This window comes from Vreelandella venusta (assembly GCF_015689495.1).
In the GTDB taxonomy this organism is placed as follows: Bacteria; Pseudomonadota; Gammaproteobacteria; order Pseudomonadales; family Halomonadaceae; genus Vreelandella; species Vreelandella venusta.
On the sequence record NZ_CP065135.1, the window covers coordinates 2,740,102 to 2,759,950 of the forward strand.

Consider the following 19,849-nt stretch of genomic DNA (forward strand, 5'->3'; position numbering starts at 1 on the left):
CGACCGCTAGACACTGCGCTCCATATCCGCCGCCAGCTGTAATAGTTGCTTATCCTCACCCAGGCGCCCTACCACTTGCACCCCAACGGGCAACCCATTGGCCGCCACATGGAAAGGTACCGACATAGCAGGCTGGCCAGTAAGATTTGCCAGTTGCGTGAACGGGGTGCGGCTGAGCGCATCCACTGCCAGGTGCTTTAACACCCCCGCTTTTAGTGCCAGCGCTGATGCGCCTGGAACCGCTAACAGAGACATTAATCGCTCGCGAGCCGCCGAAGGATACAGCTCGCCTATTTTGGGAGCGGTATCCGCGGCTACCGGCAACACCAGGGCATCATAACGCTGGTGAAACTGGCTCATCTGCTCGGCAGCCTCATGCCAATAGCGCTTGGCTAGCTCGTAATCTTTCGCCGACAGCTTAGCGCCCAGTCTGCCAACAGCGCGGGTAGACGGCTCAATGGCTAACCGATGCACCGGCACACCGGTTTGCTGGCTTACCCACTGAAGGTCAGCGGCTAAATGGCCAAGGTAGAGCGTCAGGTAACGATCAGCCAAGGCGTCACCATCAACCGGTGGTTCACACCACTCCACCTCATGCCCCATGTCGGCCAGTGCCTTGGCGGCCTTCTCAACCGCTATTTTCACATCGGTACTTAATTGGGTATCCAGTCCATAACTCAAAAAATTACCCAGCGATACGGCGATGCGTAGCGGCTTAGAGGAGGCCGATAAGGCATCCACATAACCCGTTTCCCGCGGCACTGGGTAAGGGCCAGAAGGAGCCATGCCGTTAATCTGTTCTAGCAACGCGGCACTATCGCGCACGCTGCGGGTGATGGCATGTTCGACCACCGCGCCCTGCCATACTTCGCCGTGGGCAGGCGCTAACGGCACCCGCCCGCGAGAAGGTTTAAAACCGAACAAACCACAATAACTGGCGGGAATGCGGATAGAACCACCGCCATCGCCTGCCAACGCAATGGGCACCATCCCGCTAGCGACTGCCGCTGCGGCACCACCGCTTGAACCGCCAGGGGAATAGCCCTCTCGACATGGGTTTTGCGGGTGGGGAAACGCCTTAGGTTCTGTAATCCCCATTAGCCCTAATTCCGGCGTGGCCGTTTGCCCCATCACCACTAACCCAGCCGCCCGCGCACGCTGAATAAGCAGCGAATCTTGCTTAGGGCACCACGCTGATAACGATGCACTTCCGAACGCCAGTGGCTCGCCTGCTAGCGCCATCAATAAGTCTTTACTTAGCGTGGGTACTCCAGCAAATACCGAGCTTTCCAACACGTGCTTACACTCGTGCCGCGCTTTTTCAAAGCGTGTTCGAACCACAGCATGAAGAGATGGGTTAAGCGTTTCAATCGCAGCCACTGCCGCATCGAACACCTCAACCTGGCTTACCTCTCGGCGGCGAATTAGCTCAGCAAGGCCAGTGGCGTCAAACGTTTGGTAATCCTCAAAATGCATCGCATTAACTCCACCTATCAATAAAGACGCCTTATGCACACCCAACGTCGCTTAGTGTCAATTTCTATCTCGCTATTTAGCCATACTGAAGCACATTACTTAGCACCACTCTCAAGGAGCGGCCAATGAACCGCAACGTTATTTTAACTTGCGCTGTTACCGGCGCAGGCGATACCACCGGCAAAAATCCACATGTGCCTATCACACCTAAACAAATCGCTAACGACTGCATTACCGCCGCAAAAGCCGGTGCCAGCGTTGCGCATATCCACGTTCGTGACCCTGAAACCGGCGGCATCAGCCACTCTCTCGATCATTTCCGCGAAGTAATGGAACGCGTACGCGAAGCGAACGTGGATATTGTCATGAACATTACCGCTGGCGGCGGCGGTGATTGGATTCCTGACGCCCAGGACCCCACTCGCGGCGGCCCCGGCACGGATATTCAGACGCCCGCCCAACGCCACGAACCAGTCGGTGAGCTTTTACCCGAACTCTGCACCCTAGACTGCGGCAGCCTGAACTTCGGCGATATGGTCTATGTGAACCCTGCCGACTGGCTACGCGAACACGCCCGCCTGGTGCAAGCGGCTGGCGTCAAGCCAGAGCTTGAATGTTTCGACCTGGGCCACGTTTGGTTCGCACGCCAGCTACAGCAGGAAGGTCTGATTGACGGTGATCCTCTTTATCAGCTTTGCTTAGGCATTCCCTGGGGCGCTGAAGCCGACACAGAAAGTATGCTGGCGATGCGTAATAAGCTGCCAGAAAATGCCCATTGGGCAGCCTTCGGCATCGGTCGCCACCAGATGCCCATGGCAGCTCAGGCGGTACTACTAGGTGGCCATGCCCGCGTCGGCCTGGAAGACAATCTCTTCCTCAAAAAAGGCATCCTGGCCACTAACGGCCAACTGGTAGAGCATGCCGCCACGCTAATCGACAACCTGGGTGGCCGAGTAATGACACCCGCAGAAACTCGTGTGCACCTCAACTTACGTGATCCGCATAGCAAACACTCCTCCGCGCCAGCTACAGGGGGTCAAGCATGAGTCAACAGCTATCGGTTATAGGCACGGGCGTTATTGGCAATGGCTGGATCGCGCGCGCTCTGGCGCGGGGCTGGGACGTCGTGGCCTTTGATCCAGACCCTGATGCGCCACTGCGTACTCGCGCCTTCGTTGACAATGCCTGGGGATCTTTGCAGCGCCAGGGCCTAGCCGAGGGTGCCAGCCCCCAGCGGCTGCGCTTCGTGGAAAGCCTTGAGGCAGCGGTTGAAGGCGCCGACCTGATCCAGGAAAACGTACCAGAGCGACTCGCGCTAAAGCGTGAGATACTTGCCGCTCTGGATGCCGCAGCAGCTCCAAATGTCTTGATCGGATCGTCAACATCCGGCTTCAAGCCCACCGATTTGCAACATGCCTGCACACGGGCACCGGGGCGTGTGATCGTCGCGCATCCCTTTAATCCCGTTTATTTACTGCCACTCGTGGAGCTGGTGGGCGGGGAAGCCACCACGTCTGACGAGCTAGCGCGTGCCCAGGCCCTCTACCAAACACTCGCCATGCGCCCGCTGGTCGTGCGCCGGGAAATCGAGGGGCATATTGCCGATCGTCTGATGGAAGCGCTCTGGCGTGAGGCGCTGCACCTAGTCAACGATGGCGTGGCAACAACCGAAGAGATAGATGCCGCCGTCGTCTACGGCTGTGGTTTGCGTTGGTCGCTAATGGGTACCTTTCTCACCTTTCATTTGGCTGGTGGCGAGTCAGGGATGCGCCACATGCTTGAGCAGTTCGGCCCAGCGTTAAAACTGCCGTGGACAAAGCTTGAAGCTCCCGAGCTTACCAACGAGCTGATTGATCGCGTGGTAGAAGGCTGCGAGCATCAAGCCGCCGGTCGCTCGGTGGCCGAGCTTGATAGCCGCCGTGATGACTTTCTTGTTGAACTGCTCGGCTTAGTACAAAAATATTGGCCTGAAGCCGAAGGTTTGGAAGGACGTATCTAATGATTATTTTGCAAAGCCGCGTTGCCTCAGAGTGGGTCGATTACAACGGCCATATGAACGACGCCGAATATGCCCGGGTCTTCTCATTGGCGGTAGAAGAACTCATGGAGCATATCGGCTTAGATAGCGCAGGCAGAGCATGCTACGGCTACACGATCTACACCCTTGAAACGCACCTTTGTTATCGCCGCGAGGCCCATGAAGGACAGCCACTCAGCGTGGAGCTGACCCTGCTGGATCACGATACCAAACGGCTACATATTTTTTTCAAGTTACAGGATGAGGCAGGCAATCTGCTTGCTACCAGCGAGCAGATGCTGATGGGCATTGATATCAATACCACTCGCCCTGCGCCTTTCCCTGCCCCCGTTGAAGAAGCCATTGCGGCTCTACCCCAAGCTGAGCCTTCGGTCTGGCCAGAGCTGGCCGGCCGCACTATTGCCATACGGCGATAACGGCACGGCACAACGGCATATCAAAACCACAGAGTAAAACCACATAGCAAAGCAACACTAAAAATAATGAGAACCGTCCGCCAGCGCGGACGGTTGACCGGGATTGCCGGCCCGACGTCCGGCCCAAGAGGACAAGCATATCGCTACGCCAACTTCCCCTCATCGACCCACTCCGCCATCGCATAACAACTCACCCAAGGCCGAACTCAGTACTGACTACATGGTGACAGAGCTCGCCCAGGGCGGTTTCTTCCAAGGCATGCACAAGGGAATGACGCTAACCGCTAGCGGCCTAGTGCTGCTCTTCGTACTTTTCACCGGGCTTGGCTCAGATACAGCGGGCAGCGTGTTCGGAGCAACACGCGCCTGGATTGAGAGCACGTTCAGCGGTTATTACCTAATTACCGTCATGCTGCTACTAGCGGTCTGCGCTTTCATTGTCTTCAGCCGCTATGGAAGCGTAAGACTTGGCGCTGATGACAGCCGCCCAGAGTTCAGCAACTTTGCGTGGTTCTCGATGCTCTTCTCAGCAGGTATCGGCATTGGCATCCTGTTTTTTGGCGTTGCTGAGCCTGTCTTCTATCTCGACAATACTGGCGCCTTTGGCTATCCCAACAATCCTCATGCCGACATGGCAGGTGCCGCCGCCATCGGTCACGAGCGCGCTATCGATGCGTTACGCGTCACCGTTTTTCACTGGGGCCTTCACGGCTGGGCTATCTACGTGATTGTCGGTATGTCGCTGGCGTATTTTGCTTATCGAAAAGGGTTGCCGCTAGCACTGCGCTCGGCGCTTTATCCTTTTATCGGTGAACGCATCTTCGGCCCTATCGGCCACCTTTTCGATATTCTCGGGGTACTCGGCTGCGTCTTTGGTGTGGCTACGTCGCTGGGACTTGGGGTTAGCCAAATGGCCGTTGGCTTAGAGCGGCTCATTGGTGTCGACCCAGGGTTAAATACCCAGTTAATGCTTATCGCGGTTATCTCAGTTATCTCTATACTTTCAGCGGTATCCGGCGTACGCGCTGGTATTCGTCTCATTTCCGAGATGAATATCTGGGTGTCCCTAATAGTGGTGAGCATTTTCCTAATTGCAGGCCCCACGTTGTGGCTCATCATGGCATTCAGCGAAACCATGCTCGACTACGCTATCAATTTTATTCCCATGGGACTTTGGTACGCTGATGAGGAAGGCACCGCCGCTTGGCAACAAGGTTGGACAATCTTCTACTGGGGCTGGTGGCTAGCCTGGGCTCCTTTTGTCGGTCTTTTCATCGCGCGAATTTCTAAGGGACGTACGCTACGTGAGTTCGTATTGGGCGTTCTGTTAGTGCCAACCCTGATCATCTTTATCTGGTTGATCATTTTCGGTGGCAACGCCATGTATCAGGAACTCTACGCTACGGGCGGCCCAGGTAGCGCCGGTATCATCGAGCTGGTTAACGCTTGGAACCTACCCTCAGCACTGTTTGCCACGGCTGATGGCATTGTCGGCAGTGGCACATTTGGCTGGATACTCTCCGCTATGATGGTATTTCTGCTAATGAGCTGGTTTGTCACCTCTTCAGACTCCGGCACGTTAGTGCTGACCACCATTTTATCGTTAGGTGACAATGAACCGCCTAAACGCTTCCGAGTGTTCTGGGGCGTGGCGATTGGTTTAGTAGCAGCGGTGCTGCTGATTGCCGGTGGTCTTACGGCGCTGCAAACAGCCCTTATTGCAGCCGCCCTTCCACTCAGTGTTGTCGTGCTAGTGATGACGGCTGGTGTGCTGATTTCGCTGTTCCGCGAGACGCTCGACGCACAGCGCAGAAGGCGTTGATCGAACAATCTCGATGACATCAGGCGTGCTTAACGGCAGCGCCTGATTGTCAGCGAAAAAGCATCAAACCAACCCAGTAACGACTGACGGGTGACGCCGCTGATGGACATTAATACTTTTATCGCCCGCTTTGGTGCGGGCTTAAAAGATATCGAAAATGCCACTCCTGCAGTAGCACGCCAGCGCTACGACCAACTATGCCAAACGTTTGCACCGCCTAATCCGTCAGGCATGACAATCACTGACGAAGCGCGGGAAAATATCGTCATTCGACACTTTATCCCTGCATCCGCTCAGTTTGGCCAAGTGCTATACATTCATGGAGGTGGGTTTACCCTGGGATCTATCGACAGCCATCATGGGGTAGCAGCAAACCTAGCAGAGCAGCTAAAGCGTCACGTTATCAGCATTAGCTACCGCTTAGCGCCCGAGGCGAGCTACCACAACATGCTAGAAGACTGCTTCAAGATTGCTAAAGCCATAAAGCCCATTGCAGTAGTCGGTGACAGCGCTGGCGGTCGCATAGCCATAGATTTAGCCCCCTTACTGCATCATTCTGTGCTGTTAGGACTCATCTATCCGCCGGTCGGCAAACTAAATCAGCAGACGCTGGGAGCCGATGCGCCGTTACTTAGCCGACATGATGTTTTGTCGCTCATTGCCTACTGCCCATGGATTGAAAACCACGTCGATACATTTCCACCCAACATGCAGATTGAGGTTCTTGCAGTTGAGCACGATCCTTTAACCGCACCGCTTGAAAAAGCCATTGCGTCCTGGCGGAACAGCAGCATGCAGATAGGCTATCGCTGTACAAAAAACATGGTTCATGCGGCACTACATGCCCACGCGAACCTGCCTGAAATGCAAAGCGCTTGGCAAGATTTTTGCCAAGCGCTTAACAAACGGTTAACACAAAATAGTGGCTATTGGTAAGTCGAACGCACCGCCTGTATCGCAGGCTGCCCATCTTTAGCCATTACCCCATCTAGCCATGTCTCTACGGTGTCTAAATTAGCACCAATCCACTCAGACGCTACCTCGTCGGCGGGACGATCCTCATAGCTGTAGTCATGCACCCACGCGTTTTGATCTTCAATATCCACTACATATTGCGAAAGAAAACGATGCAACTGAGGGTCTTCTTCAGCCATATTGGCCGGCACGATGGTCCAAACCGTACTCTCAATTTTGGCTATGCCCGCCTCATCGGCATCATCCAGATAAGCCATGTCAAAGCTGACATTCATCCAGTGGGGCTCCCAACCAACAAAAGTCACCCACTCTTCATTCGCCATCTTTTGCTCCGCCTGCGCCAGCATAGCGGCAGTAGAGCTTTCACGTAGACGCCAATTTCCTAAACCTGCAATGTCATTATCAATAGCCGCCAGAATGGCGGTATTAATCCCGGTGCCCGCCTCGATGCCCTGAATTTCACCGCCAAAGCGGTCGCGGTAGGCGTCCAGGTCGGCCACCGATGTTACACCGGCATCATAAACATACTGAGGAACCACCAGACCAGAGCTCGCCCCCTGGATATTGGAGACCACTTTTTCAATTTTATCATCAGCCACCAGAGGCTCTACCATATCGGTTTGCACCGGATACCAGCCGCCCAGATAGACGTCCACATCGTTGCGCGCTAGCCCCTCAAGAATCACGCTTACGGCCAAATCACGCTGGCTTATTTGATAGCCCATCGCTTCCATCAGCTGAGCTGCTACTTCAGATTTCACGGTGACACCTGGCCAGGGAGGAACACCAAACCGTACTTCATCAAGATCGGCTGCGGCGGGCCCTGACAACGCAAGCGCTGCCACCCCAGCGGCGCTAAGTGCTGACATACCCTTAAAACCAACGAGTGCGTTCTTCATTATAATGTCCTCTTTTGGCAATATACCGCACCAAGTTTGACGACTAGACAACAATGGAAACGACACAAAGCGACATTATCTACGCGCAAAACGACAGAGCTGCGTCGTTCATCGCTCAGTTAGCGGCCCTGTTGGCGTGCCTCTATCGGTGAGCAGCCGAAGCAAGCACGAAACGCTCTGGCAAAGCTCGAACTAGAGCTAAAGCCGCAGGCTATCCCTATGGCGAGTACGCTCATATCAGTTTCATTCAATAAACGCTTTGCCCGCGCCAAACGAAGTGACAAGTACCACTGGCGCGGTGTTTGATGAAGATGATCCTCAAACAACCGCTGCAGCTGACGAGATGACACACCGCTTCGGCGTGCAATCTCAGCCAAAGCAAGAGGCTCCTCTAAATGTCTTTCCATCAATGCAACAGCTTCCACTAAACGCCGGTTATGAGTGCCTAACCGTTGCGCTAACGACATCCGCTGCTGGTCGCTGCGGCTACGTAACCGCTCGTGAATAAGCTGTTCCGAGACATCGACGGCTAATTTGCTCCCATGACGTCTGGCGATGACGGCTAAGGCCATATCCATTGCTGCGGCACCGCCCGCACAGGAAAAACGCCGCTCCCCTATCTCAAATAACTCGTCGGTGGTTTCAATCGTTGGAAAACGCTCACGAAAGACCGGCAAGCTTTCCCAATGCAACGTGACCCGCTCCCCCTTCAATAACTGAGCGGCGGCTAATATAAACCCTCCGGTGTCCAATCCACCTAGGGCACATCCGGCTTGATCAAGCCGATGTAGCCATGACATGAGCGCTCGGCTTAAATGGTCTTCAGGCTCAAAGCCGCTACATACAGCCAATGATGGCAGGTCGAGACCACCACCCATGGTCTGATCGACTAATAGCGTCATGCCATTGCTTGCGGTGACAGGCTCACCATCACGACTAAATAGCGTCCACTCAAACAGCGTTTGGCCGCTGATACGATTGGCTATGCGTAACGGCTCTACCGCAGAAAAAAATGCCATCATTGAAAAGCGCGGTAATAATAAAAAACCAACGCGCTCTGGCAGTGCTCCAGAATAGTTTAGGCGCAAAATAACTCCTAAAATAAGCGCTTTCTTATCGATGCTGACGATTACTAAACGCATCAGGCAACGCCAATAAATCCGCGTACATAATACACGCCCAACCAGCAACAGGATGCCCTGGGCCTTTGCACAAGGTACACTGGATATAGTTAGACATTAGATTCATTTGAAAGGCACTTCATGACCAGCGCTCCCCCACTTTATCTGCAAATACAGCAGCACCTGTTAGAGAAAATCCAGGGCGGTGCCTGGCCAGCACACCACCAGATCCCTCCCGAAGAGCAACTTGCCCGAGATTTTGGGGTAAGCCGAATGACGGCTAATAAAGCGATTCGTGATCTCGTCCATAAAGGCTACCTAACACGCCAGCCCGGGTTAGGTACCTTCGTGACAGACCGCAAGGCAGAGTCATCGCTGGTCGAGGTCTACAATATTGCCGACGAAGTGCGCTGCAGGGGGCACCATTACAGTAATCGCGTACTGGTATGTGAAGCCATTGAAGCGGATGACGAAGTCGCCTTACGGCTAGGCGTTCGCCTGGGTAGCCGCGTGTTTCAAACGCTGCTGGTGCATTTGGAAAACGACACGCCTATTCAGCTTGAAAACCGTTATGTTAACCCGCGTTGGGTCCCCAACTACTTGACCAGTGATTTTTCACTGCACACACCCAATGAAGTATTGGTAGCGGCCTGCCCGATTACTGACGTCGAGCACATTGTTGAAGCCGTGCTTGTCGACCAGCAAACTGCCAATTGGCTTGCTATTGATACCGCTACCCCCTGCCTGAGCATGGTACGACGCACCTGGTCAGGCGAGCAGCTCATCAGCTATGCCCGCCTACTCCACCCAGGCGACCGCTACAAGCTGCGCTCCTCGGTGCATCGCCAAGCGTCATAATGCTGGGCTTGGCTGATAAAGACCTTGCTGATAAAGACCTAGCTGATAAGGGCTTGCACCAAATAGCCGGTGGGTATGGCGAGCATCAAGCTTAATGCAACGCGAATAAACCACACCACCACCATTCGCCCTACAGAAAGCGGGATGCTCGTAGAGAGAATGCAAGGAATCGAGGCGGAGAAGAACAGCACTGCAGATACTGAGACAACGCCTGCTGCAAAACGCGCGACAAAGTCCGCTTCTGCCATTAACAGTGCCGGTAAAAACATTTCGGCAAGGCCAGCAGCGGATGCCTGGGCAAGCGCAGCCGCATCAGCAATGCCCCACACGGCCACAAAGGGGTAAAATAGCCAACCCAGCCACTCAAATAGCGGCGTGTATTTAGCCGCAAGCAAGCCTAGCAACCCCACCGACATGATCGAAGGCAGAATGCTAATCGCCATCACTAGCCCTTCTTTAAAGTTGATCGCGACACTTCTATGCAACGCCGGTGCTCGGGCAGCCACTTCCAATCCGGTCTGCCATGCCGTTAGCAAGCGCTTGCCTGGCACCGCCGTCGGTTCACCATCGTCAGCGCTGTCATCCATACGCGATAATGGCGGCAAACGAACGGTGACCGCCGTGACGATAAACGTGATCACTAACGTTAGCCAAAAATAGGCGTTCCACACCGCCATTAAATCCAGCGTGCGCGCCACAATAATCATGAACGTCGCCGAAACGGTAGAGAAACCCGTGGCAATAATGGCCGCTTCTCGCGCGGAATACTGCCCCGCCTGATACACCCGGTTGGTAATCAATAATCCGATAGAGTAACTGCCCACAAATGAGGCAACCGCATCGATTGCCGAGCGTCCCGGCGTTCGCCAAATGGGCCGCATAACGGGCTGAACCAGTACACCAATAAGCTCAAGCAACCCATAACTGATCAACAAGGCCAGGAAAATCGCGCCAATAGGAACGATCAAACCAACGGGGATCACCAGCTTTTCAAACAGGAAAGGCAGCATATCCGGCTCATGTAGAAAGGCAGGCCCCCAGCCCGTTAGCGCCATCAGGGCAGCCATTACCCCAAGCAGTTTCAGTGCGGTAAAAATGCGCTCGGTAACGTTTCGATTCCAGTAGCCTCGAATCAACGGGTACGCAGCCCCAGCGGCAATCAGCGCCAGCGCATAGAAGCCGCTTGCATCTCCTAGCCAGCGTCGGGAGCCGGTCACCATATGATCGAGCAATATAGTGCTGCGACCGCCAATTTCGACAGGCACGAAGAAAATCAAAATCCCCAGTGCGCTTGGCAAAAACAGTTTGAGGATCAGCGCGGCACTGGGCCGCTGATGTGTTGTGGTATTGGGGGGGAGCATGAGCATGCCTCTTGTTGTGCAACAGCGTTTAGTGAGCCTTCAGCGTATCTGCATCACGCAATGTATATACATATATACGCCAATTGAAGAGCACTCCCACCCCAATATAAATAGACATTAGTCTAATAAAAAATTCTATAAACAGTCTAAAACAACATCAAAAAACACATAAAAATCTGTTTTAAATAACAAATATTAAAAAACCCCACCTTTTCATATGTTTCGCCCTTCGCACTACTTTGTACCAAGCAGCTTGACGAATCAGCTCATATTGACCTTAATTGTATATACATTAAGATTTAAAAATAAATTTTTGCACATCGCCTTTGAAAGGAGCTCCTCATGCCGAATGCAACGAATCGTCGCCTCTGGCGCGATATCAGCGTCTTCGATGGCTTGCAGACATTGCCCGACCGCATGGCCGTTATCACCGAAGGGGCACACATCATCACCTTGTCGCCCATGAGTGAGTTCGACGAGCAACTCGCCAATCACTGCACAGAGGTGGGCAGTGGCGGTGTGATGACTCCGGGTCTTGTGGATTGCCACACCCATCTTGTCTTTGGCGGTTCTCGGGCTGAAGAGTTTGAAGCGCGGCTTGAAGGGGCTAGCTATGAAGAAATTGCTAAACGCGGTGGCGGCATTCTCAGTACCGTTCGTGCCACCCGTGAGGCGAGTGAAGATGAGCTGCTAAGACTCGCGAAACCGCGCCTTGAAGCACTGATTGCCGACGGCGTTACCACCGTGGAGATTAAGTCTGGCTACGGGCTTAGCGTCAAAGATGAACTCAAGATGCTGCGTGTTGCGCGCCGTCTCGGCAAGATGCTGCCAGTTAATGTCGTCACGACACTGCTGGGTGCCCATGCCCTTCCCCCAGAATACAAAGATGACAGCGACGGCTATATCGATCTTGTCTGCCAGGAAATGATCCCCGCCGCAGCGGCCGAAGGCTTAGCAGATGCGGTTGATGTGTTCTGCGAAAAAATCGCCTTCTCGGTGGAGCAGTGCGAGCGAGTGTTTGCAGCCGCCGAGGCCCATGGCTTACCCATTAAGGCTCACGCGGAACAGCTCTCTAACCTGGGCGGAACGGCCATGGCCGCGCGTCACGGAGCCCTATCTGCAGACCACATTGAGTACCTGGATGACACTGGCATCGCCGCCATGCGTGAGGCCGGAAGTGTGGCGGTAATCCTGCCAGGTGCTTTCCATACCCTCCGTGAAACGCAACAACCGCCGATTGCGGCGCTGCGCACCGCTGGCGTTCCAATGGCAGTGGCAACCGATGCCAATCCCGGCAGTTCCCCACTGTTTATGCCCACGCTAATGCTTAACCTGGCCTGCACGCTGTTCCGCCTGACTCCCCAAGAGGCACTGGCGGGCATGACAGCCCACGGGGCAACCGCGCTAGGCCTGTCGGGCAAAGGGCGCATCCACGAAGGTGCAGAAGCCGACCTCTGTGTATGGGATATCGATGCACCCGCTGAGCTCGCTTACGCCGTACAACCAGGACGCCTTCGTCAGCGTATGTTCCAGGGAGTGCTTACCCATGGCCAGTAACAGTCAAGCCACTGCCCCTGAACTCGACATGTCACTCTGGACAGGCCGAACAGACCCAGAACCCAGCAGTGAGCGCTGGCATCAAAAGATCCAACCGCTCAGCCCAACGGCAGCGCCGGGCTGTGCTTTATTAGGTTTTGAAAGCGATGCCGGTGTAGCCAGAAACCAGGGGCGTACCGGTGCCGCGCAAGGCCCTTCGGCACTGCGTAAAGCGCTAGCACCACTGGCGTGGCACCGTACAGGTCCAGCCTATGATGCGGGAAATGTCCGCTGCGAAGGCGATGCCCTGGAAACCGCCCAGCAAGCCCTCGCCGATCGATTAGCAGCGTTACTTAAGGCCGAACACTTCCCCGTTGTGCTAGGTGGCGGCCATGAGGTGGCCTACGGCAGTTGGCTGGGGCTTGCCCAACATCTCGCTGATAACGGCGAGAAAGCACCACGCATCGGCATTATCAATTTTGATGCCCACTTCGATCTGCGCGACCCAACCCACGTGCGCTCTTCGGGCACCCCCTTCACGCAAATTGCTGATGAATGCGCCAAGCACGGCTGGCCGTTTCGCTACGCCTGCTTAGGCGTAAGCCGCGCTGCCAACACGCGCGCGCTGTTTAGTCGCGCAGCAGAACTCGGCGTCATGGTTCGTGAAGACCGGGACTTCCAACCGGCGCAGCTTGAGTGCATCCGGCGCGACCTGGAGCGCTTCATGGTGCGTTGCGACCACCTCTATCTGACCATCGATCTGGATGTCCTGCCCGCTGGGGATGCCCCTGGCGTCAGTGCCCCCGCCGCTCGCGGCGTCTCACTCGCGTTGCTAGAACCACTGATTGAGACCATCCGCGACAGCGGCAAGCTGCGCTTAGCTGATCTCGCCGAGCTAAATCCCGATCACGATATCGATAGCCGTACCGCCCGCGCGGCAGCACGAATTGTCTTTCAGTTGGCGCTCGACACCTAGCGCCCTGAATTAACAAATCAATCAATTACTAGCCAATAACTAATTAACTAACAAAACCGCCAAACCAGAGGAACCAGGTCATGTTACCGAACGATAAACGTCACGACGCTTCCCGCAAGATTGCTGCCCCCACCGGTAGCCAACTCAGCTGCAAAAGCTGGCTGACCGAAGCCCCGCTGCGCATGCTAATGAACAACCTCCACCCTGACGTGGCTGAACGCCCCGAGGACTTGGTGGTATACGGCGGGATTGGCCGCGCCGCGCGTGATTGGGAGTGCTACGACAAAATCGTTGAGACCCTGCAGCGCTTGGAAGACACGCAAACCTTGTTGGTGCAATCTGGCAAGCCGGTAGGCGTATTTGAAACCCATAAAGATGCCCCGCGGGTACTTATTGCCAACTCCAACCTGGTCCCCGCCTGGGCCAACTGGGAACACTTCAACGAGTTGGATCGCAAAGGCCTAATGATGTACGGCCAGATGACTGCAGGCTCATGGATTTACATCGGCTCTCAAGGCATTGTCCAAGGCACCTACGAAACCTTTGTGGAAGCAGGCCGCCAACACTTCGACGGCAACCTGACAGGTCGCTGGGTTCTCACTGCAGGCCTGGGTGGCATGGGCGGCGCTCAACCGCTCGCTGCCACCTTGGCCGGTGCCTGCTCGCTGAATATCGAGTGCCAGCAAACCAGCATCGATTTCCGCCTGCGCACACGCTATCTGGATGAGCAAGCAGACGATCTCGACGATGCCTTAGCGCGTATCGAACGCTACACTGCCGAAGGCAAAGCCGTCTCGATTGGCCTATGTGCGAATGCGGCGGATGTACTCCCCGAACTGGTCAAGCGTGGCGTGAAGCCCGACATGGTCACTGACCAAACCAGTGCCCACGACCCGCTACACGGCTACCTGCCTGCAGGCTGGACCTGGGAAGAGTACGTAGCACGTGGTAAATCCGAACCACAAGCCACCGTAAAAGCGGCCAAGCAGTCGATGGCCGTGCATGTAAAAGCTATGCTCGACTTCCAGAAAATGGGCGTGCCCACCTTTGATTACGGCAACAATATTCGCCAAATGGCTCAAGAAGAAGGTGTTGAAAATGCCTTCGACTTCCCTGGTTTTGTACCCGCCTACATCCGCCCCTTATTCTGTCAGGGAATTGGCCCCTTCCGCTGGGCCGCGCTTTCAGGCGACCCGGAAGATATTTACAAAACCGATCAAAAAGTCAAAGAGCTGATTCCTGACGACCCGCACCTGCACAACTGGCTGGATATGGCCCGCGAGCGCATCAGTTTCCAAGGCCTTCCGGCACGTATCTGCTGGGTCGGCCTGAAAGATCGTGCGCGTCTTGGTCAAGCCTTCAACGAGATGGTCAAAAACGGCGAGCTTAAAGCACCCGTGGTGATTGGCCGTGACCACCTGGACTCCGGTTCCGTGGCAAGCCCCAACCGCGAGACTGAGTCGATGATGGATGGCTCCGACGCGGTCTCCGACTGGCCGCTGCTGAATGCGCTGTTAAACACCGCTGGTGGTGCGACATGGGTATCGCTACACCACGGTGGCGGTGTCGGCATGGGCTATTCACAGCACTCCGGGGTGGTTATCGTCGCCGACGGCACCGATGATGCCCACGCACGCCTTGGCCGCGTGCTGCGCAACGACCCGGGTACTGGCGTTATGCGCCATGCCGATGCAGGCTACGACATTGCCAAGCAATCTGCCCGTGAAAACGGCCTCGATTTGCCGATGCTGAACAGCTAACTCAACAACGACAAGGAGCACTAATAATGACCCATCTCGACATTCAGCCCGGCAAAATGACACTGGCGCAAGCGCGCCAGGTTTTTCAGTCCCCCGTCACGGTTAGCCTGCCTAGCAGCGCCGACGAGGTAATCCAAAAAAGCGTCGACTGCGTCAATCGGGTGGTCGAGGAAAACCGCACGGTCTACGGTATTAACACCGGGTTTGGGCTGCTTGCTCAAACACGTATCGCCGATGAAGACCTGGAAGCACTGCAGCGTTCGCTAGTGCTTTCTCATGCCACCGGCGTGGGCGCTGCGATGGATGACAGCCTTGTGCGGCTGATCATGGTACTGAAAGTGAATAGCCTGGCACGCGGTTTTTCCGGTATTCGTCGTGAAGTGCTTGATGCCCTTATCGCATTGATCAATGCCGAGGTGTATCCGCATATTCCGCTCAAAGGTTCTGTGGGTGCATCAGGTGATCTCGCGCCGCTGGCCCATATGAGTGTGGTGCTGATTGGCGAAGGCAAAGCACGCCATAAAGGCGAATGGCTCAGCGCTGAAGAAGCGCTAAAAGTCGCCGGTCTTAGCCCGATTGCACTAGCCCCGAAAGAGGGCCTAGCGCTGCTCAACGGCACCCAAGTATCGACGGCTTACGCGCTACGCGGTCTGTTCGATGCCGAAGACCTCTATGCCGCCGCCACGGTTTGCGGTTCACTGACGGTTGAAGCCACGCTGGGCTCACGCTCACCGTTCGATGCGCGCATTCATGAAGTACGTGGCCAACGTGGCCAGATCGACGCGGCGGCGGCCTACCGACATTTACTCGGCGAGAGCAGTGACATCGGCAACTCCCACGCCAACTGCGATAAAGTGCAAGATCCTTACTCCTTGCGCTGCCAGCCCCAGGTGATGGGTGCAGCACTGACACAGATTCGCCATGTTGCCGACGTATTGGCGGTGGAAATCAACGCGGTGTCTGATAACCCTTTAGTTTTTACTGACAGAGGGTTTGAAGATACCGACGACATCATCTCCGGCGGCAACTTCCATGCCGAACCGGTGGCCATGGCGGCTGATAACTTAGCCTTGGCGATTGCCGAAATTGGCTCACTGGCGGAACGCCGCATCTCGTTGATGATGGACAAACACATGTCCCAGTTGCCGCCCTTCCTGGTCGAGAAAGGCGGCGTCAACTCTGGGTTTATGATCGCCCAGGTAACAGCAGCCGCGCTTGCCAGTGAAAATAAAGCCTTAGCGCACCCGCATAGCGTGGATAGCCTGCCGACTTCAGCCAACCAGGAAGACCATGTTTCCATGGCCCCGGCGGCGGGTAAGCGGTTATGGGAAATGGCCGATAATGTACGCGACATTCTAGCCATCGAGTGGCTCTGTGCCTGCCAAGGGCTTGATATGCGCCACGACTTAAAGACAACGCAACAACTTGAGCAAGCTAAGCAGTTGCTGCGTGAACATGTCACCCACTACGAACAGGACCGTTTCTTCGCGCCAGACATTGAAGCCGCCAGCAGCTTGTTGTCAGCCAGAACGCTGAGCCACCTGCTTCGCCCTGGCACCCTGCCAAGCCAGCACTAAGCGGTCACTCCTGCCCCGTAGCAACAGGCTGCGGGGCTTCACCGCATTCAATTCCAGCTAAATCACATTCCAGCTAAATCTAACTCCAGCTAATTCTAACTCCAACGACAAGAGTAGCTATTCATGAATGCTATCGTTTTGGCCATTTTAGTAATGGTCAGCCTCAGCTTGGCTCGCGTTTCCGTTGTCTTTGCCTTAATCGTTGCAACGTTGGTGGGTGGGCTTTATGCGGGCATGCCGATCAATGCCATCCTTGATGCCTTTAACGACGGTCTTGGCAACGGCGCCACTGTAGCCCTAGCCTATGCTGTGCTGGGTGCTTTCGCCGTCGCGCTCTCACGCTCGGGCATCACCGAAGTAATGGCAAACCGCGCCATTGCGCGTTTTCATGTTGATGATTCTGGCAGTAGTCGCCGCATGGTGACCTACACCCTACTGGCCGCCCTATTGGCCGCGGCGGTCAGCTCTCAGAACCTTATTCCGGTACACATTGCCTTCATTCCTGTACTGGTTCCGCCGTTACTGAAACTGATGAATCACCTTAAGCTCGACCGCCGACTCGTTGCTTGTGTGATTACCTTCGGTATTACCGCTCCCTATATGCTGTTACCAGTAGGGTTTGGCGCTATCTTTCTGAACGATATTTTGCTCACCAACCTCAATGAAAGTGGTGCCGAATTTGGCCTAGAAGTCACCCGTCAGATGGTGCCCATGGCAATGGTGATTCCTATTGGTGGCATGGCATTGGGCCTTGCCCTAGCAGTATTGTTTAGCTATCGCAAAGGGCGTAACTACCAAGACCGAGACTTGGCCAAGGGCGATGAAACCCCAGCGCAAGCGGCCCAGCATTTGCAAGGCTGGCAAAAAGCCGTACTGGCAATCGCATTGGTTGGCACCGTGGCCGTTCAGCTCTACACCGGCTCAATGGTGCTGGGAGGTATTTTTGGCTTTGCGCTGCTCTCTTTAAGCGGCGTCTTTAGTTGGCATGAGCAGGATGGCATCTTCACTGAAGGCATGCGCATGATGGCCTTGGTTGGGTTCATTATGATCACCGCGGCGGGCTTCGCCAGTGTGATGCAGGCCAGTGGCGAGGTTGAAGCGCTGGTCAGCAGCTCTACAGAAGTCATTGGTGATAATAAAGGCTTGGCAGCGCTGATTATGCTGCTTGTGGGCCTTTTCATTACCATGGGTATTGGCTCCTCCTTCTCAACAATCCCAATTATCGCATCGCTATACGTACCACTCGCACTTAACTTTGGTTTTTCGCCACTCGCTACCGTGGCGCTGGTAGGCACCGCAGCCGCCTTGGGCGATGCAGGCTCTCCGGCCTCCGATTCGACGCTTGGCCCAACCGCCGGTCTCAATGCCGACGGCCAGCACGACCATATCTGGGACAGCGTTGTTCCGACCTTCCTGCACTACAATATTCCGCTGATTGCCTTTGGCTGGATAGCTGCAATGATCCTATAACGCGCAGCCCCGCTTCTCAGCGCAATAATCCTTCCCCAAAACGCAGCCACCCCGCTCAGTTGAGCGGGGTGGTTTCGTCAACAAACACAGTACATTACTACCTGTATTGGCAATAATTACTCGCTATCTGTCTCTGTCCCTGTATCGCTATCGCTTGGACGCAACACCTTCGGGTTAGAGTTTCCCCATACCGTGTAAAGATCGGCAAGTAGCGCGCCATTAAGGTCTTCAAGTTCTCCAATGGTAATTCGCTCGTCACCCTGGAGTCCGTAAAGTACCACTTCATCGCCCGGTGCCACGCCCTCGACATCCGTCACGTCTACCATGGTCGTGTTCATTGACACTTTACCCATAACCGGCACGCGCTCACCGTTAACCAGTACAAAGGCAGCATCGGTGAAAACACGCCGGTAGCCATCAGAATAGCCAACAGGCAAGTTCGCCAATAAGCTATCACGCTCCAGCACCCTGACGTTATCGTAACCAACGCCACTGCCTTGCGCGTAATCGTTAACCGACGCTACCCGCGTGCGAAACGACATCACCGGTTTGAACTGCTCATAATGGGGTAGATCGCCATACAGCAAGCCACCCGGGCGTACCATATCAAGGCGTGCTTCAGGCACTTCCATGGTGGTAAATGAGTTGGCGGCGTGAAGCGTTAGCGCCTCGCGATCCAGGTTAGCCGTCTCGATTAACCAGTCACTTTGTTCATGAAACGCCGCTAACCCCTGGCGAACAAAATCTTCGTCCTCAAAGGCAAAGTGGGTCATGATGCCCACCAGCTCTAACGACGCTAAGTCTTGAAGCTCTAACGCTTCCTGGCGACCGGCTTCACTATCAAGCGCCATGCCATTGCGTCCCATACCGCCGGCATTGAGGCCCAAATGATAGCGCAGTGTCACCCCTGCCTCAGCGGCATCGCTGGAGGCCTGGCGAGCAGCCGTTATATCGCCGAATAACTCTTCCATGCCGTAATCGAAGGCACCGCGCACTTCTTCTGGTGTCGCACTACGCACGCGCATTAAACGCCCATCGAAACCAGATGCCCGAACAACTCGCGCTTCTTCGTTACTCGCCACACCAATACAAGGAATACCTAGCGCAATCACAGAAGGCATTAAATTAGCAATGCCGTGACCATAGGCATCCGCTTTCATAATGGCGCAAAGCTCCGCTTCTTCGCCCAATAATTCCAGAACACCGCGCACGTTCCCTTCAAAAGCCGATTGCGAGATTTCTACCCAGGCATTGGCACTCAAGTGTTCCGGACTATCGACGAGCAATGCTTGGTCGCTCAGCAACGGCGCCGCATAGCTGGTTGTGGTAACGGTGGCAGCAACAGCAGCAGCTAACAGGGTTAGTGGATATTTCATTATCAGATCCTTGATTCGTTTTCATTGTTAAGACCCCACCGCTCACACTACCCCTACTAAACAATTCTTAACGATAGCGCGTGCCGCGTTTATTAAAAAAAGCAGCGCTAGGACGCAATAACCCGAAGAGAAGGAAAGCTCTTTCGCTGATTGCTCTGCCTGTAGGCGGGGCAGCTCTTCTGCTCAGC

16 protein-coding genes are annotated in these 19,849 nt (G+C 55.0%); 11 read left to right on the plus strand and 5 right to left on the minus strand.

Annotated elements, in window-relative coordinates:
- Positions 1-6 precede the first annotated feature (6 nt).
- Complete coding sequence (locus IR195_RS13220) at positions 7-1,476, minus strand: amidase (protein ID WP_206047775.1); 1,470 nt, start codon at positions 1,474-1,476, stop codon at positions 7-9.
- A gap of 125 nt (positions 1,477-1,601) precedes the next feature.
- Between IR195_RS13220 and IR195_RS13225 the strand changes: the two genes are divergently transcribed.
- From IR195_RS13225 to IR195_RS13245, 5 genes are all read left to right on the plus strand, one after another.
- Positions 1,602-2,522, plus strand: a complete 921-nt coding sequence (locus IR195_RS13225; RefSeq protein ID WP_206047776.1) for a beta-keto acid cleavage family enzyme — start codon at positions 1,602-1,604, stop codon at positions 2,520-2,522.
- A complete protein-coding gene (locus IR195_RS13230) occupies positions 2,519-3,475 on the plus strand; it encodes an L-carnitine dehydrogenase (RefSeq protein WP_206047777.1) in 957 nt (318 codons plus the stop codon). Before IR195_RS13225 ends, IR195_RS13230 begins: the two co-directional genes overlap by 4 nt.
- On the plus strand, positions 3,475-3,930 hold the full coding sequence (locus IR195_RS13235; protein ID WP_206047778.1) for a thioesterase family protein: 456 nt from the start codon (positions 3,475-3,477) through the stop codon (positions 3,928-3,930). The genes IR195_RS13230 and IR195_RS13235 overlap by 1 nt, the downstream gene beginning before the upstream one ends.
- A gap of 220 nt (positions 3,931-4,150) precedes the next feature.
- On the plus strand, positions 4,151-5,752 hold the full coding sequence (locus IR195_RS13240; protein ID WP_206049795.1) for a BCCT family transporter: 1,602 nt from the start codon (positions 4,151-4,153) through the stop codon (positions 5,750-5,752).
- Between the two features lie 102 nt (positions 5,753-5,854).
- Positions 5,855-6,688: an alpha/beta hydrolase fold domain-containing protein gene (locus tag IR195_RS13245; protein ID WP_206047779.1), complete on the plus strand. Its 834-nt coding sequence runs from the start codon at positions 5,855-5,857 to the stop codon at positions 6,686-6,688.
- On the opposite strand, the gene IR195_RS13250 is transcribed toward IR195_RS13245, so the two are convergent.
- Both IR195_RS13250 and IR195_RS13255 read right to left on the minus strand, forming a co-directional pair.
- The gene (locus tag IR195_RS13250) at positions 6,679-7,626 is read right to left on the minus strand and encodes an ABC transporter substrate-binding protein (protein ID WP_206047780.1); all 948 of its coding nucleotides are present in this window, start codon (positions 7,624-7,626) and stop codon (positions 6,679-6,681) included. The genes IR195_RS13245 and IR195_RS13250 overlap by 10 nt on opposite strands.
- A 119-nt stretch (positions 7,627-7,745) precedes the next feature.
- Positions 7,746-8,714, minus strand: coding sequence for a GlxA family transcriptional regulator (locus IR195_RS13255; protein WP_206049796.1), 969 nt, complete (start codon positions 8,712-8,714; stop codon positions 7,746-7,748).
- Positions 8,715-8,888: 174 nt separating this feature from the next.
- Here IR195_RS13255 and hutC point away from each other — a divergent pair, with 174 nt between their 5' ends.
- The gene (gene hutC, locus IR195_RS13260) at positions 8,889-9,605 is read left to right on the plus strand and encodes a histidine utilization repressor (RefSeq protein WP_206047781.1); all 717 of its coding nucleotides are present in this window, start codon (positions 8,889-8,891) and stop codon (positions 9,603-9,605) included.
- 38 nt (positions 9,606-9,643) lie between these two features.
- Here the strand turns inward: hutC and IR195_RS13265 are convergent, their stop codons facing one another.
- Positions 9,644-10,966 carry a YjiH family protein gene (locus tag IR195_RS13265; protein ID WP_241006721.1) on the minus strand — a complete coding sequence of 441 codons (1,323 nt, stop codon included), beginning with the start codon at positions 10,964-10,966 and terminating at the stop codon, positions 9,644-9,646.
- 342 nt (positions 10,967-11,308) lie between these two features.
- Here IR195_RS13265 and hutI point away from each other — a divergent pair, with 342 nt between their 5' ends.
- From hutI to IR195_RS13290, 5 genes are all read left to right on the plus strand, one after another.
- Positions 11,309-12,523 carry an imidazolonepropionase gene (hutI, locus tag IR195_RS13270; protein WP_206047783.1) on the plus strand — a complete coding sequence of 405 codons (1,215 nt, stop codon included), beginning with the start codon at positions 11,309-11,311 and terminating at the stop codon, positions 12,521-12,523.
- Positions 12,513-13,478, plus strand: a complete 966-nt coding sequence (gene hutG / locus IR195_RS13275; RefSeq protein WP_206047784.1) for a formimidoylglutamase — start codon at positions 12,513-12,515, stop codon at positions 13,476-13,478. The genes hutI and hutG overlap by 11 nt, the downstream gene beginning before the upstream one ends.
- Before the next feature lie 80 nt (positions 13,479-13,558).
- Positions 13,559-15,238, plus strand: a complete 1,680-nt coding sequence (hutU, locus tag IR195_RS13280; protein ID WP_206047785.1) for a urocanate hydratase — start codon at positions 13,559-13,561, stop codon at positions 15,236-15,238.
- A gap of 26 nt (positions 15,239-15,264) precedes the next feature.
- Positions 15,265-16,815 (plus strand): histidine ammonia-lyase, encoded by a 1,551-nt coding sequence (hutH, locus tag IR195_RS13285; RefSeq protein ID WP_206047786.1) that lies wholly within the window; start codon positions 15,265-15,267, stop codon positions 16,813-16,815.
- A gap of 123 nt (positions 16,816-16,938) precedes the next feature.
- Positions 16,939-18,285, plus strand: a complete 1,347-nt coding sequence (locus tag IR195_RS13290; RefSeq protein ID WP_206047787.1) for a Na+/H+ antiporter family protein — start codon at positions 16,939-16,941, stop codon at positions 18,283-18,285.
- A gap of 116 nt (positions 18,286-18,401) precedes the next feature.
- On the opposite strand, the gene alr is transcribed toward IR195_RS13290, so the two are convergent.
- Entirely contained in the window at positions 18,402-19,661 is a 1,260-nt protein-coding gene (alr, locus tag IR195_RS13295; protein WP_146943193.1) for an alanine racemase, read from the minus strand.
- Between the last annotated feature and the right edge of the window lie 188 nt (positions 19,662-19,849).